The organism is Paenibacillus sp. cl130, assembly GCF_900116035.1.
GTDB classification, from domain to species: domain Bacteria; phylum Bacillota; class Bacilli; order Paenibacillales; family Paenibacillaceae; genus Paenibacillus; species Paenibacillus polymyxa_B.
On sequence record NZ_FOYG01000005.1, the window covers coordinates 105,055 to 118,361 of the forward strand.

A 13,307-nucleotide genomic window follows, 5' to 3' on the forward strand; every position below is an offset into this window, starting at 1 on the left:
AAAACAGCTAGAAGGAGATGAGAGCCGATGGAAGAGCGGAATGAGCAGTTATTTTATACAGGAACTTATGCGTCTCGTCAGGAAAGAGGAATATATGTATGTGCTTTGTGTGTGACCAATGGTGATCTGCGCATTGTTGGAGGTGTGGAAGGAATGGAGAGGCCTTCTTTTCTCGCTCTACACCCGGATGGGACGAAGCTGTATGCTACCAGTGAAACAGAAGGAGGCGAGCTGTATGCGTATCAGGTGAATGCCCAGACGGGGGAATTACATCCTTTGGATCGAAAAGGGACGGAGGGAGCGCATACTTGCTATGTTTCCGTAACAACCGATGGACGATATGTGCTGGCTTCTAACTATTCAGGCGGCAATGCCGTTGTGTTCCCTGCGACGGAAGCAGGAGGATTAGGAGACATGTCGGGGCAAGTTCAGCATACCGGCTCAGGTATTCGCCAGGACCGCCAGGATGCGGCACATCCGCATTCGATTATTCCAGATCCTTCAGGACAGTATGCCATGGTATGTGATCTGGGACTGGACCAGATTGTGGTATACCGTTTGACAGAGGATGGAAAACTGGTGACCCATCGTGAGACAGATTTGCCACCCGGTTCTGGACCGCGTCATCTGGTTTTTCATCCTTCGCGTCCATATGCTTTTGTCGCCAATGAGTTGAACAATACAGTCGCTGTGTTTAGTTATAACGAACGTAATGGTGAGCTTACATTGCTGCAAAGCCTGTCCACACTGCCAGAAGGCATTATAGATGTAGAAAATACAGCAGCCGATATTCGGATTACGCCCTGTGGACGCTTTTTGTATGTGTCAAACCGCGGCCATGATAGCATCGTGCTATACCATGTCGATCTGGACAGCGGCAAGCTGAAGGTGGTTGAATGGGTGGAAACCTTCGGCAGCACACCGCGTAACTTCAACATCTTGTCCGGTTATCTGGTAGTAGCGAATCAGGATGGAAACAACATCGTATCTTTTGCCATCCATAGTGAGGATGGACGGCTGACCCGAACGGGATATGTGCTGGAGGTTCCTTCACCTGTATGTATTGAACCTGTTCGCTAATCGGATAGCATGTGGCAAAAGAGTACGATATAAGTGGATGAAAAATAAAACACGGCGCTTTGTTTCCCATGAAAGGCATGGGCCAAACGCCGTGTTCAGGTCTTGAAGTGGTCTAAAAGCTATTTGCTGCTATCGCCAGCTTCTACCGCTACTGTTTTGGCATGATTTTCTGTATGTTTGTAGTACAAACGGAACAGGATGTCCTGATTGTAGTTACCGAATCCGGTACCGAACAGGGTAACCCCTCCAACATGCTGGGCATCATCCAATATGGCAATGCGGAATTTCCATTGCTTCTGATCAATTAGCACTTGGCTTAAAGTCACGTCGGATATCTGTTTGCCATCCATAAAGGTGCCTTCAGAGGTAACGCGAAGTCTTTTAAGGAGACCATATTGATTAATAAAATCAGGCCACCATGCAGGTGTGTATTTACCACGGTTATCCCCGAAATCCCCTGGGCTGGTCCATGTACCCAAATTCACATCATTTAGGAAAAAAGTGATATCTGAAGGCCAATTATCATTGGTAAAAGGGGCCTCGGACGATAGTTCCATCGAAATTTCCAGTTCCTCAGCTTTTTGGCTGGACAGTAGGAAATTCGGCACCTTATAATCCATATAACCTTGGCTGAACCATAGAATTTTGGAATTGAAGCGCTCAGGGTCCAAGAATGAACGAGGCTCATCGAATTCACCAATGATTTTTTCGACGGTAGCCAGTCCGCAGGTCGCCTGTATTTCAAAATCTGTAAAGTGTCCGACAGAAATCTCCGTCTGATGGAATTGTCGTACATCCTGCTGATAGCGTGGCATGGCGATTTCAATTTTGTCTGTAGCCAGTGAGCACACTTTCTGTACCCCGCCTCGTCCAGGCAGCATTTTGGTCGAAATAATGGACGCTCTCTCCAGTTTCTTGACATGCATCGTCATAATCGCACTGCTGAGCCCCAACGCTTCCGCCAGCTCACGTATATTCATAGGCTTCTCCGCAAGCAGAACAATCATGTTTAGCCGAACCTCACTGGCCAGCGCTTCATAAACGGGAAGTGATTTTTCAGAAATGTCCAGTTGCATAGTTCCTCCAATTCTAACGCACATCATAAATTGATGGTAGTTTAACATATATGGATTTTTTTCAATAATCATACATAAAAAACGATATGATTTACATTTATATAAACAATATACCCTTTCCTTGATCACTGGCACAAGCCTAACCCCTCAAAAAGCCGGAAATTGTTCAAAAAACAGGACACCCCATGAACTCTTTCTTTGTTGTTGGGATGTCCTGTGATGGTATGTGATTTGCAGGGTGGATACGGGATAGAGTCATGTGCCATTGGTGTTAGGACCGGATATGTTCTTCTGCCAAAGAAGAGTCAGCTGTTTTATCTTTATCTGCTGCGTGTAAATCCTGATGTTGAGAAGCATCTGCCTTGATCAAGCCGGGGTGACCAACATAAGGACGATCACTGCGCGAGCGGCCTCGGGTAAGTCGGAAGCCAATCAAGAACAGCACAAGCTGCACAGCCAGTATGTAGGGAGACGCTTCCGGTCCGATCCATTGAAACAGAGCGACAGCGGCGATTACCATGCACAACAGGCTTGTTGGAAAATGGGATGCCGTCACGTCCAGATCATTTTGCCTGCGCAGGGTCATCAGCCGGTATACATACAGTAGGGCGATCAAGCCGGAAACGAACCTCATCCATGCATACCCTATGAGCCATGAGGCAGATTGTGCAGTGTCGGGCAGACTAACATCGACATGGCTGGAGGCTATCAGTTCCACAACCAGCCTTGAGACCAACCAGACGATTCCTGCCAGCGCCAACGGACCAGCTGCTGGACGTAATAGCTTCCACAATGCTGTTCCCCAGCCCGGAGCATGAGATTCCAGCAGAACCAGACGCCGTTCCTCGATGAGTTTGTTCATTTCACGCTCCAGTGATTTGAGAAGCAATTCTCTACGGAACGTATCACATTCCCGAAGGGATGCTTGAACCTGCTCTTGAAGGTGAGGAGTCAAATAGGGAGCAGCTTTGGCTTCCTGAAGAGCGTGGATGAGTCCATTCTGGTACTGCTTTTCGTTGTTATTGAACCCGTTCTGGGTAGCGGTTTGGAGACAACCAGCTAATCGTCCATAGATACGCAGCGATTCCTGTAATTCTTCCAGCCGCTGCTGACGCGAATTTCGAAGCTGGGCTGCACTGTGAACATACAGCCATACCAGCAAAGACAACGCCAGCAGGAAGGCAATCAGACCGGGTGAGATATATGCGGCTAACGCCGCGAAGTCCGTCGGGGACACCCGCAATCCCTCCTTCCATTGTTCTTTCTACACTATTGCACAGACTACACAGGCATTTCAAGGGCTTGTATACCTTTGACCAGGATATATGAAGTATTTTTTGGTAAAATAGACAAGATACAAGCAGGAGGGTAGATTCGGTATGGATAAAAATATAGAAATTGAAACAGAACATCATGAGACATCGAATCGATATCTTGCACGGGTTTAAGCTGGAGATAAAACGGATAAATAACAGTAAGTAAATTATAGACAGGAAGAAGGCACATTTATATGAAAGTTATTATTTTTGGAGCAACTGGAACCATTGGTCAAGCGTTAGTAAAGGAAGCAATCAAGCGCAAGTATGAAGTGACAGCAGCGGTCCGCGACCCCCAACGTGTGACGGAGCGAAGTGAATACTTGACGGTGGTTCAAGCAGATATTCTAAATCCGAATTCCGTTACGGAAGTGGCCAAAGGGCACGATGCTATCATTAGCGCGTACGGTCCCAAGTTTGGAGAAGAGGAAGAACTGCTCGAAGCGACTCGTTCTTTGCTGGAAGGAACCCGGCGTTCCGGCGCGGAGCGCATACTTGTCGTTGGCGGAGCGGGAAGTCTGAAAACAGAAAACGGTGAACGCCTCATGGATACCGCCGAGTTTCCGGAGGAAGTGAAGCCGCTGGCGGCTGCCCATGCAGATGCACTGGAGCTGTACCGCGCTGCGGATGTAGACTGGACCTATTGTAGTCCTGCCGGAATGATTGAATCGGGAAAACGTACAGGACAGTTCCGTATTGGCTTGGATCATTTGGTGGTTGACGAATTAGGCCATAGCCGTATCTCGGTCGAAGATTATGCGGTAGCCCTGATTGATGAGTTAGTAGAAGGGGAATTTGTCAATTCCCGTTTTACAGTCGGGTATTAATAAGCAGGGATAGCCATATGGGAGGCGAAAAGCATGTATATGGTGACCGCCGAAGAAATGCGGCAATTGGATCGGTACACAATTGACAGGCTGGGTATCCCGGCCCTTACGTTGATGGAAAATGCCGGGTGCGCGGTAGCTGACGAGGTATTGAAGCTACGTGCCGAGAGAAGTGGGAAGAGCAATGGCGGCTTCTCAGTAGGCACTTCTGATTTAACACGTGGGATTGAGCGTGCTGAAGTGTTAGGGCCGCAGTGGGCAGAAGAGGTTACACACACAGGGCCGGGGGATATACCGGGACATGGCGGTGTTATACGGACAGAGTCGTGGAGTCAAGGACGACATGACTTACGGGAACGAGAACACTGGTATATCCTCGTAGGTAAAGGCAACAACGGTGGTGACGGACTGGTAGTAGCCCGCCATCTAACGGATGCAGGGCTGCGCGTCACCGTTGTGTACGTCGAGCCGCCAGAAACGCTACGTGGTGAAGCGGCTGCGCAGCGCGACATCATCGCGGCTCTGGGTATCCCGGTGATCCTCTATGGCCGGGATACCCTCGATCTGCGCGGCGCCTCCGGCATCGTCGATGCCCTGCTGGGCACGGGCACGCAAGGCCCGCCGCGCGAACCCTACGCCTCGCTGATCCGCGAGGCCAATGCCAGCGGCGTGCCGCTCGTGTCGGTAGACGTGCCTAGCGGCCTCGACGCCGACACAGGTACGCTGCACGAGCCGTGCATTCGTGCGCGCGTCACCGTATGCCTCGCCTACTTGAAGCGTGGGCTCGTCCAATATCCGGGCGCCGGGACTGCAGGCGATGTGGTGGTACGCTACATCGGTATTCCACCCGGCCTTGCACGTGAGTGTGGCGTGCAGCTGCGGCTCTTGACCCGTGACACGCTGCGCGCTGCAATGGATGTGGATGTAAGCCGCAGCCGCGTGCCGGACGGGCACAAGGGCACCTACGGCCATGTTCTCGTCGCGGCCGGAAGCCTGCGCATGAGCGGCGCGGGCTTGCTGGCCGCACGTGCCGCTCTGCGCATCGGCAGCGGCCTTGTCACGTGGGCGGTGCCCGAGGCGTTGTTGCCGCGCGTCATTGGCGCCGCGCCGGAACTGATGCTCGCTGCCGCAGCAGCAGGCGGAGACGGCGAATGGAATGCCGACTCCGCAGACGAGCTGCTACAGCTCGCGCAGGCACGTGATGTGCTGGCCGTCGGCCCCGGCCTCGGCCGCTTTGCAGGGGACACCGGCTGGCTGCGCCGCCTGTGGGAAGAATACGGCGGTCCGCTCGTGCTTGATGCGGACGCCTTGAACATCCTCGCCTCGGCGGGGCCTGAGCTGGAGGCTTGGAAGCCGAGAAGTGCGGCGGTCGTACTAACGCCGCACCCCGGTGAAATGGCTCGTCTGCTGGGCATACCGACAGCAGAGGTGCAGCGTGACCGCATCACCCATGCCCGGGAGTACGCCCGAACACGTGGGGTCACGCTGGTGCTCAAAGGAGCGCGCACTGTCATCGCTTGTCCCGACGGAACAGCCTACGTCAATACCACAGGCCATGCTGGGATGGCGACAGGCGGTGCGGGCGATGTGCTGACAGGCATCATCGCAGGTTTGCTGGCCCAGGGTCTGAATGCTGCGCAGGCAGCAGCCTTTGGCGTGTATCTGCATGGTGCGGCTGGAGAAACAGCCGCACGTCATCGCCAGCATCCTGCCTCTGTGATAGCTGGCGACATTATTGAAGCCCTATAGGCCATAGCAGCAGTGGCAGGAGGAAGGCCAGCATGATCTGTAATCCATATTCACGGTTCAGCCAGTACCTTCCTCCATAATACAGGAGTGTAATCCCTGCACCTGCTATGCCGTTGCTCCATGAAATGCCCGTTCCGGCAGGCGACATCAAAGAACCTAGCAGGAGAAAGACACTGAATCCTGCAGCGAGGTATAGGGTGAGCTGCTCGGGCTTACGAAGCCAGGGTAAAAGATCGCGTAGCGCATCAGCGGCAAGAGCGGCAGGAAGGGCAAAACCATAGGCCCACAGCTGCGCGGTCAGTTCACCACTATTGCCTGCTATAGTCAGAGGAATTCCTGTTATTTCCTCTGTCAGATAGCAGTAGACCCATAAGAGACCAAAAACCAATCCTCCACAGGCCAGTTTATTCAGCGCATAACAACCAAGCTCCATCCGCCAAGGCATTTTGGAATTAAATTCATTCCAAGGCTGTCTCATGTTGCGACTCCTCCTCTTATCACACTCGGTATTCATAACCAATCAAGGAATTTATTTTCAATTACAATCCGCTTACCGTTTACGACACTTCAGTTTACGTTAGCTGTGTATCATGTTCCTAAGCAAAATAAAGATTGCGGATAGCCGCGGTACGGAAAGGCGGGGATTGCATGATACAGGCGGTTATTTTTAATCTCGAAAGTACATTGTTAGACCCCGGAGGACGAGGCTTAACCCAGGGAATGCGTGACATTTTCAGATGGAAAGGTATACAGGTAACTGAAGAACAGGTATCTCATGGGCGAGGAATGCCGATCCGGGATCATATTGCGAATGTGCTGGGACTTTCAGAGGTTCGGAAAAAATGGCTGGAGTGCTTTGGTGCGCATCCTGGCAGAGCGGATATTGAGCATATTTATCTTGAGCTTGTCCCTGTTCTCCGCTCCTTGATCCAAGGGGCTGAGCCTGCTATCGGTATAGACAGGGCGCTGCAGGAGTTGCAGGATCGTCGCATTCAGTCAGGCGCCACTGCATCCTGTCCGATGGAAATGCTCAGTCACAAGTTTACGCCTGCACAGTCACCCTATACGTTGGATTGTATGGTAGCCCCTTGTGAAGTTTCGCAGGGGAGGCCTTATCCGTGGATGATCTATGAAATTGCACATCGCTTGCAGGTATTCCCACTTAGCGATATTGTGAAAGTAGGAGATACAGTAGCCGATATGCAAGAGGGACGGAACGCCGGTGTATGGACGATTGGTGTGTTGAACCATAACGAAAGCGTGACGACCGCAGCTCAAACGACCAGCCATGAAGCGGATGACAGAGTGGCTGAGGAACGGCGCAGACAGAGTGTATATGGTTTGAAAAGGGCAGGAGCCCACATCGTGATGAACTCGGTCGCTGACTTGCCGCGTATTTTGCGTGAAATCGAAATGCTCCAGCATACGGGAGGCTATCCTTCTTATACGAAACAGGTGAAAACAGCCGCGCTACCTCCATCATAAGAACAGGTATGAGTCTGGAGTGCTTGAATACACACTTCTAGGTTATATGTATGCACCTACTCGGATAAAGGTGAACTCTGCTTGGCTTTCAAAACATAAAAATGGAGCACTCGCTACGTTTGCGAATGCTCCATTTTAGTTTACTTCTTTTCGTTTAGTTGAACTGAACCCAACGTAATATTTATTATTCAGCGTTTTTTACCCGGAACTGGTCAGCATGACGCTGCAGATTGTTTGATAGTGTGGTCAGATTGCGTGCTACTTCGGATAGTTCTTTTACCGCTAGGGCCTGCTTCTGAGCGCTTGCTGATACATCTTCTGTCATTCCGGCAGTCTGCTGTGCCGCGCTGGCTGTGTGATTTAAATGTTGATCTACGCTGTGACGTACCTCTTGCATCTCTGCCGTCAATTGAGCCAGATGTGCAGCTAACTCCTGAACTTCCTGTGAAACCTGGGTGACTTTGTCAACAGACTGTAGACATACCGAAATTTGTACTTCTTGTTCATTGACGGTCTTTATGTTTTCATCAAATTGATCACCCATTTGCTCAATTTGCTCAACAAAGCTTCTTAAGATTTCATCGATTTCACGAATCGATATGGCGGATTGCTGGGCAAGTTGTCCCATTTCATGAGCGACCACAGAAAAACCCTTGCCAGCTTCGCCTGCACGTGAGGCTTCAATAGAGGCATTAAAGGACAAAATCTGCGTCTGCTTTACGATGCCCTGTACCTGCTGACCGATGTTAGCCGCCTCGCGGGATTTTTCGGTTAACGCGTGTGACATGCGCTGCATCTGCTTGATACGCAAGGCGCTTTCTCGTCCTTTCTCTAATAACAGTTCATGCTCACTAGCTACCTGATTACGAACCTCATTGAGATGATGGGCCGTATCCGTAAATTGTTGCACATGGCTTCCGACTTCATCCAGCGTTTGTCCTAATCGATCAGATTGTTGAACCGATTCCACCGCTTGATCCGCTTGGTTAATAGAGACATCGGCAATTTGCTGGAGTGTACGGGACAGTTCCTCAGTCTGGTGGAGTGTTCCTTCCGTTGTCACGACGATATTCTCCGATGCGTGCTGGAGTGTGCTTGAACTGCTTTGAATATCCACAATCATATTCGACATGGCTTCCACCATTTTGTTCGTCAATTTGCTGATTTCGCCTAACTGATCATATGTTACTTGCGACGATGTAACCGTAAGGTTGCCGTCGGCTACTTGCTCCAGTGTATTTTTAATAAATCTCACCTGACGCAGTATCCGTCGGGTTACCAGCATCATAGCCGCAATTGAGATGATCAGAATGATGGAGATAACAGGGATAACTAATCGGTAGGCCTCGGGCAAGGTATGTTCGTATACTTCAGTCACAGAGGACAGGGATCTGTCGATTCCCAAATATCCAATGATGGTTCCATCGGTATCCTTAATGGGAGTAAAGGAGGAAAACATCGTCCCCCACTCAGGGTCCGTTGTAATATCTGTAGTTACCGTTTCCCCTTGTTTTAATTTCTCTTCCGTTTCTTTAAGGGTAAAACTTACAGGAGTTCCGAATGGACTGTAGTCTTTGTCGTCCCATGCGGCTCCATCCACTGTAATTTTCCACTCATTTCCAACCCGGTTGTACATATAGATGTACAGGATTCCAGTTTGCAACCTGAGCGTATTTAACTCGTTCCGAAGCTGCTTATACTCGCTGCTTTGCTCAGATGAATTAGTGTTTAAGCTCTTGACTGCGGACTTGTCCAGTAACTGGGCCGTGTTCTTTGCCAGCGTTTCATTGTTTAGCTGCATGGTTGATAGAGAAGCATTTTGGATAGATTGATTGGTCGTCCACAGAACAATGACGCCAATCACTATTAAAGGAATGAGCAAGATGAAGTAGAGTTTGGATTGTAATCCCATTCTTTTTTTAACGCTGCTTTTCATAATATGCTCCTTACTATATTTTTTTCACCTTCATATATATCGTGTACAAATAGGAAAATATGAATAGTAATTCAGATGTTTCATGATTTTTTTTGCGTATTTGCGTAAATTCTCATGAAAAAAGCCTTAGCCCGGTAAGTACCGAGTTAAGGCTGTATCTTATGACTTACAAATCGTCAAATCCGTTGTCATCTCCGACCTTGCCATAATTGCGTGATTTTGCTTCAAAAAAGTCTGTTTTTGTCGCATTCAGCGCTTCGTCTGAGAATGGTTTAATCCAAGGCATACAGTTTACATCTACGCCTTCGTATGCTTTGTCCATACCAAGCAATCTCAGGCGCATATTTGCCATGTATTTGATATAATCGCTCAGCTCGTTCAAGTCGATGCCGCGAACCTCTTTGAGCGTATAATGCGCCCAATTCGTTTCCAGCTCCACAGCGCGGTTAATCATACGATAGACATAGTCCGTATTTTCCTTGGTGTTCAGCTCAGGGAAATCGGACAATAGCTGCTTGAACACTTCGGCAAAGAAGTAGCAATGCTGATTTTCATCACGCTGAATATACGAGATCATTTGGCTGGTTGCCATCATTTTCTGATCACGGGCCAAATTGTAGAAGAAAGCAAATGTGCTGTAAAAGAAAATGCCCTCCAAAATCAAATCGGCTACCATCGCTTGGAAAAAGGTTTGCGGGTTCTGCTCATCGCGGAACTCCTGGTAAATATCCGAGATGAATGTGTTACGCTCCAGCAGGACAGGATCGTTTTTCCAGTATTCAAAAATTTCCTTCTGTTCCTGATCTGACACCAAAGAAGACAGAACGTAGGAGTAGGACTGGTTATGCACCACTTCCTGCTGCCCGATAATCGCCGAAATAGCTTCCAGCGAGGAATCGGTAAAATAGCGTTTTACATCCCCGACAAACATCGTTTGCATGGAATCCAGCACAGCCAGCAGGCCGATGTTAATTTTGAAGGTGCGCTGTTCTTCGGCATCCAGCACAGGGAACTGGGACGCGTCCTTGGACATCGGAATTTCATCTGGAATCCAGTGGTTCAGCAGCAGTACTTTATACAGTTTGTACATATGCGGCATCCGAATATCGTTCCAATTCAAAATACCGGAGCTTTCGCCTTCAATAATACGGGTAGAGCGATTTGGCGCTTCCGTGTTAAAAATCTTCTGTAACTGCATGAGAGCTTCTCTCCTTTAGTTTAGGATGCGCAGCTATCACATTCTTCAATCGTCAGTGCGCGGCTGCGTACATAATAGGTCGATTTCATACCTGATTTCCAGGCATGGATGTGCAGCTCTAAAAATTCAGTTGCTTTAATATCAGGCCGTACATACAGGTTAAAGCTTTGGCCTTGGTCAATATGACGCTGACGTGCAGAAGCCATGTTGATCGAAGCGTGTTGATCCAGCAAGAAAGCTGTCTTGTAGTACCAGATGGTTTTCTCGTTCAAGTCCGGTGCTGGGTTAGCGATCTTGTAAGTTGTTTTCTCTTCATAGGAAAGCAACTCATACAATGGATCAATGCTGGCGGTAGAGCCTGCGATGATAGACGTGGAACCGTTAGGCGCGATGGCGAACAGCCATGCGTTGCGGACACCATTTTGTTTGACTTCTTCTGCAAGCTCGCTCCACTCGGACGTAGTGACAAATTTGCCTTCACGTGTACCGTCCGTATAGCCACGGGAAGTGAAATAGTGCCCGCTAGACCAGTCAGAACCCTCGAATTTCGCATAACGGCCTTTTTCTTTCGCTAGCTCCATGCTGGATTTGACTGCCAGGTAGTTAATCTTTTCATACAAATGATCGTTATAGGTTACCGCTTCATCGGATTCCCAACGGATACCTTCCAGTGCGAGTAGATGATGCAGTCCAAATGTACCTAGACCGACAGCGCGATATTGGCTGTTCGTATATTGTGCTTGCAGCACTTCAATGTTGTTGATATCAATAACATTATCCAGCATACGTACCTGAATCGGTACGAGGCGATCCAGCACACCTGCCGGAACCGCACGAGCCAGATGGATGGAGTTCAGGTTGCAAACAACAAAGTCGCCAGGAATTTTGGAAATAACAATGCGTGTTTGTCCGTCCTTGGTGACCAGTTCTTCTTTTTCCACTACAGTTGCAGATTGGTTTTGCATAATTTCCGTACACAGGTTGGAGGAATATACCATACCATGGGCGCGGTTCGGGTTGGCCCGGTTTACCGTATCACGATAGAACATGTACGGTGTACCTGTTTCCAGTTGTGATTTCATCAGGCGCTTCATGATGTCGATGGCAGGCACTGTAATACGAGAGAGAATGGGATGCTGTGACGCCTCCTCATACTTTTCGCGGAAGGTACCTGAACCGAAGGTTTCATCATAAAAATCTTCCAGGCCCAGTGGACGACCCTTGTCATCTTTCCAGCCCATCACCTTCTTCACTTCATGCGGACAGAACAGATTCCATTCGCCCCGTGCTTCGACCCGCTCCATGAACAGATCGGGTAGACATACGCCGTGGAACACGTCATGTGCACGCATCCGCTCGTCACCGTTGTTCAGCTTCAGGTCAAGGAACGCGAGGATGTCCTTATGGAATACGTCCAGATATACGGCAATTGCACCTTTGCGAGTACCCAATTGGTCTACGCTAACAGCTGTATTGTTCAGCTGACGAATCCACGGAATGACGCCAGAACTTGTATTTTTATGTCCACGGATATCGGACCCGCGCGCCCGTACTTTACCGAGGTACACGCCGATGCCGCCGCCCATTTTGCTAAGACGGGCTACATCCGTATTGGAGTCGAAAATACCTTCCAGGGAGTCGTCTACGGTGTCGATAAAGCAGCTGGAGAGCTGTCCGGCCACCTTTTTTCCGGCATTGGACATGGTTGGTGTAGCTGCCGTCATGTACATGTTGCTCATCGCCCAGTATGCTTCCTTGACCAGCTCCATACGCTTGTCGGCAGGCTCTTGGTGCATCAGGTACATCGCGATGATCATGTAGCGTTCTTGCGGCAGTTCCATTACGCGTCCATCAAAATCATTGGCCAAATAGCGCTCAGACAGCGTTAATAGCCCGATATAATCGAACAGCAGGTCATTTTTCGGCAATATGGAATCGCCCAGCTCATCAATCTGCTCCTTGGTATAGTAGTCGAGCAGTTCTTGACGGTAAATTCCTTTTTGGACCAAATCGGTAATCAGCGGATAAAAAGCGCCGTAAGGCTCGTCCGCATAGGATTTGTAACGTCGGTGAGTAGCAGCTTTTTTATACAAGGAAGTGAGCAAAGCACGTGCAGCGGCAAATTTCCAGTCCGGTTCTTCCTTACTAACCAATTCAAGGGCAGCCATCGCAAACGCGTTGCTGATGTCATCCCCCGTGACTTCGTCCCGGCGCAGCTTGCTAGTTACACCGCGAATGAGACGATCTTTATCCAGCTTGTCCAGCCCGCTGAGTACACGGTCGGCATATACGGAAATGCGTATTTCATCAAAAGCCAACTGGCGATTGTTTGGTTTGGTTACGAGTTGTGGCATAGGATTAATTCCTCGCTTTCCTGATTTGGAATCATACTTGGGAATAGCATGAAAATGATCATGATGAGAAGATAATGGCGAAAAAAGCGATGGTCAGACAGCATTTGGGGGCTGTATGTAATCCAATAACATAGAAATAGCGATGCACCTGCCAATGAAGGGGGAAAAGATGGTTCCCGTACGATTTATCGGCTACATCACTATATTTAGACGTGTTATGAATATTTAACCCAACATATTGTGTGTATAAACTTAAAATTTCAAATAAGTGCAAGGAGTATTATAG

The 13,307-nt window shown here is 49.2% G+C and carries 10 protein-coding genes; 4 read left to right on the forward strand and 6 right to left on the reverse strand.

Going from position 1 to position 13,307, the window contains the following annotated elements; all coding sequences use genetic code 11:
- The first annotated feature begins 27 nt into the window (after window positions 1–27).
- Window positions 28–1,080: a lactonase family protein gene (locus BM358_RS15140; protein WP_023986742.1), complete on the forward strand. Its 1,053-nt coding sequence runs from the start codon at window positions 28–30 to the stop codon at window positions 1,078–1,080.
- 119 nt (window positions 1,081–1,199) lie between these two features.
- Here the strand turns inward: BM358_RS15140 and BM358_RS15145 are convergent, their stop codons facing one another.
- Window positions 1,200–2,156 (reverse strand): ArsR/SmtB family transcription factor, encoded by a 957-nt coding sequence (locus tag BM358_RS15145; protein ID WP_023986743.1) that lies wholly within the window; start codon window positions 2,154–2,156, stop codon window positions 1,200–1,202.
- A 271-nt stretch (window positions 2,157–2,427) separates the two neighbouring features.
- The gene (locus BM358_RS15150; RefSeq protein WP_028541190.1) at window positions 2,428–3,393 is read right to left on the reverse strand and encodes a hypothetical protein; all 966 of its coding nucleotides are present in this window, start codon (window positions 3,391–3,393) and stop codon (window positions 2,428–2,430) included.
- Window positions 3,394–3,666: 273 nt separating this feature from the next.
- Here BM358_RS15150 and BM358_RS15155 point away from each other — a divergent pair, with 273 nt between their 5' ends.
- Window positions 3,667–4,299, forward strand: coding sequence for an NAD(P)-dependent oxidoreductase (locus BM358_RS15155; RefSeq protein ID WP_023986745.1), 633 nt, complete (start codon window positions 3,667–3,669; stop codon window positions 4,297–4,299).
- A 33-nt stretch (window positions 4,300–4,332) separates the two neighbouring features.
- Entirely contained in the window at window positions 4,333–6,048 is a 1,716-nt protein-coding gene (locus BM358_RS15160) for a bifunctional ADP-dependent NAD(P)H-hydrate dehydratase/NAD(P)H-hydrate epimerase (protein ID WP_028541189.1), read from the forward strand.
- Here the strand turns inward: BM358_RS15160 and BM358_RS15165 are convergent.
- Window positions 6,032–6,526 (reverse strand): hypothetical protein, encoded by a 495-nt coding sequence (locus BM358_RS15165; protein WP_023986747.1) that lies wholly within the window; start codon window positions 6,524–6,526, stop codon window positions 6,032–6,034. The two genes, BM358_RS15160 and BM358_RS15165, sit on opposite strands and share 17 nt — an antisense overlap.
- A gap of 170 nt (window positions 6,527–6,696) precedes the next feature.
- On the opposite strand from BM358_RS15165, the gene BM358_RS15170 reads away from it, so the two are divergent.
- Window positions 6,697–7,533, forward strand: coding sequence for an HAD hydrolase-like protein (locus BM358_RS15170; protein ID WP_023986748.1), 837 nt, complete (start codon window positions 6,697–6,699; stop codon window positions 7,531–7,533).
- Between the two features lie 184 nt (window positions 7,534–7,717).
- Here BM358_RS15170 and BM358_RS15175 read toward each other — a convergent pair whose 3' ends face one another.
- The 3 genes from BM358_RS15175 to BM358_RS15185 all read right to left on the reverse strand — a co-directional run bounded on the left by BM358_RS15175 (window position 7,718) and on the right by BM358_RS15185 (window position 13,021).
- A complete protein-coding gene (locus BM358_RS15175) occupies window positions 7,718–9,469 on the reverse strand; it encodes a methyl-accepting chemotaxis protein (RefSeq protein ID WP_023986749.1) in 1,752 nt (583 codons plus the stop codon).
- 166 nt (window positions 9,470–9,635) lie between these two features.
- Window positions 9,636–10,667, reverse strand: coding sequence for a ribonucleotide-diphosphate reductase subunit beta (locus tag BM358_RS15180; RefSeq protein ID WP_023986750.1), 1,032 nt, complete (start codon window positions 10,665–10,667; stop codon window positions 9,636–9,638).
- A gap of 20 nt (window positions 10,668–10,687) precedes the next feature.
- Window positions 10,688–13,021 carry a ribonucleoside-diphosphate reductase subunit alpha gene (locus BM358_RS15185; RefSeq protein WP_028541188.1) on the reverse strand — a complete coding sequence of 778 codons (2,334 nt, stop codon included), beginning with the start codon at window positions 13,019–13,021 and terminating at the stop codon, window positions 10,688–10,690.
- Window positions 13,022–13,307: the final 286 nt, after the last annotated feature.

Coding starts and splice junctions, on each gene's coding strand:
- BM358_RS15140 (WP_023986742.1), top strand. CDS start 28: ATGGAAGAGCGGAATGAGCAGTTATTTTATACAGGAACTTATGCGTCT.
- BM358_RS15145 (WP_023986743.1), bottom strand. CDS start 2,156: ATGCAACTGGACATTTCTGAAAAATCACTTCCCGTTTATGAAGCGCTG.
- BM358_RS15155 (WP_023986745.1), top strand. CDS start 3,667: ATGAAAGTTATTATTTTTGGAGCAACTGGAACCATTGGTCAAGCGTTA.
- BM358_RS15160 (WP_028541189.1), top strand. CDS start 4,333: ATGTATATGGTGACCGCCGAAGAAATGCGGCAATTGGATCGGTACACA.
- BM358_RS15165 (WP_023986747.1), bottom strand. CDS start 6,526: ATGAGACAGCCTTGGAATGAATTTAATTCCAAAATGCCTTGGCGGATG.
- BM358_RS15170 (WP_023986748.1), top strand. CDS start 6,697: ATGATACAGGCGGTTATTTTTAATCTCGAAAGTACATTGTTAGACCCC.
- BM358_RS15175 (WP_023986749.1), bottom strand. CDS start 9,469: ATGAAAAGCAGCGTTAAAAAAAGAATGGGATTACAATCCAAACTCTAC.
- BM358_RS15180 (WP_023986750.1), bottom strand. CDS start 10,667: ATGCAGTTACAGAAGATTTTTAACACGGAAGCGCCAAATCGCTCTACC.
- BM358_RS15185 (WP_028541188.1), bottom strand. CDS start 13,021: ATGCCACAACTCGTAACCAAACCAAACAATCGCCAGTTGGCTTTTGAT.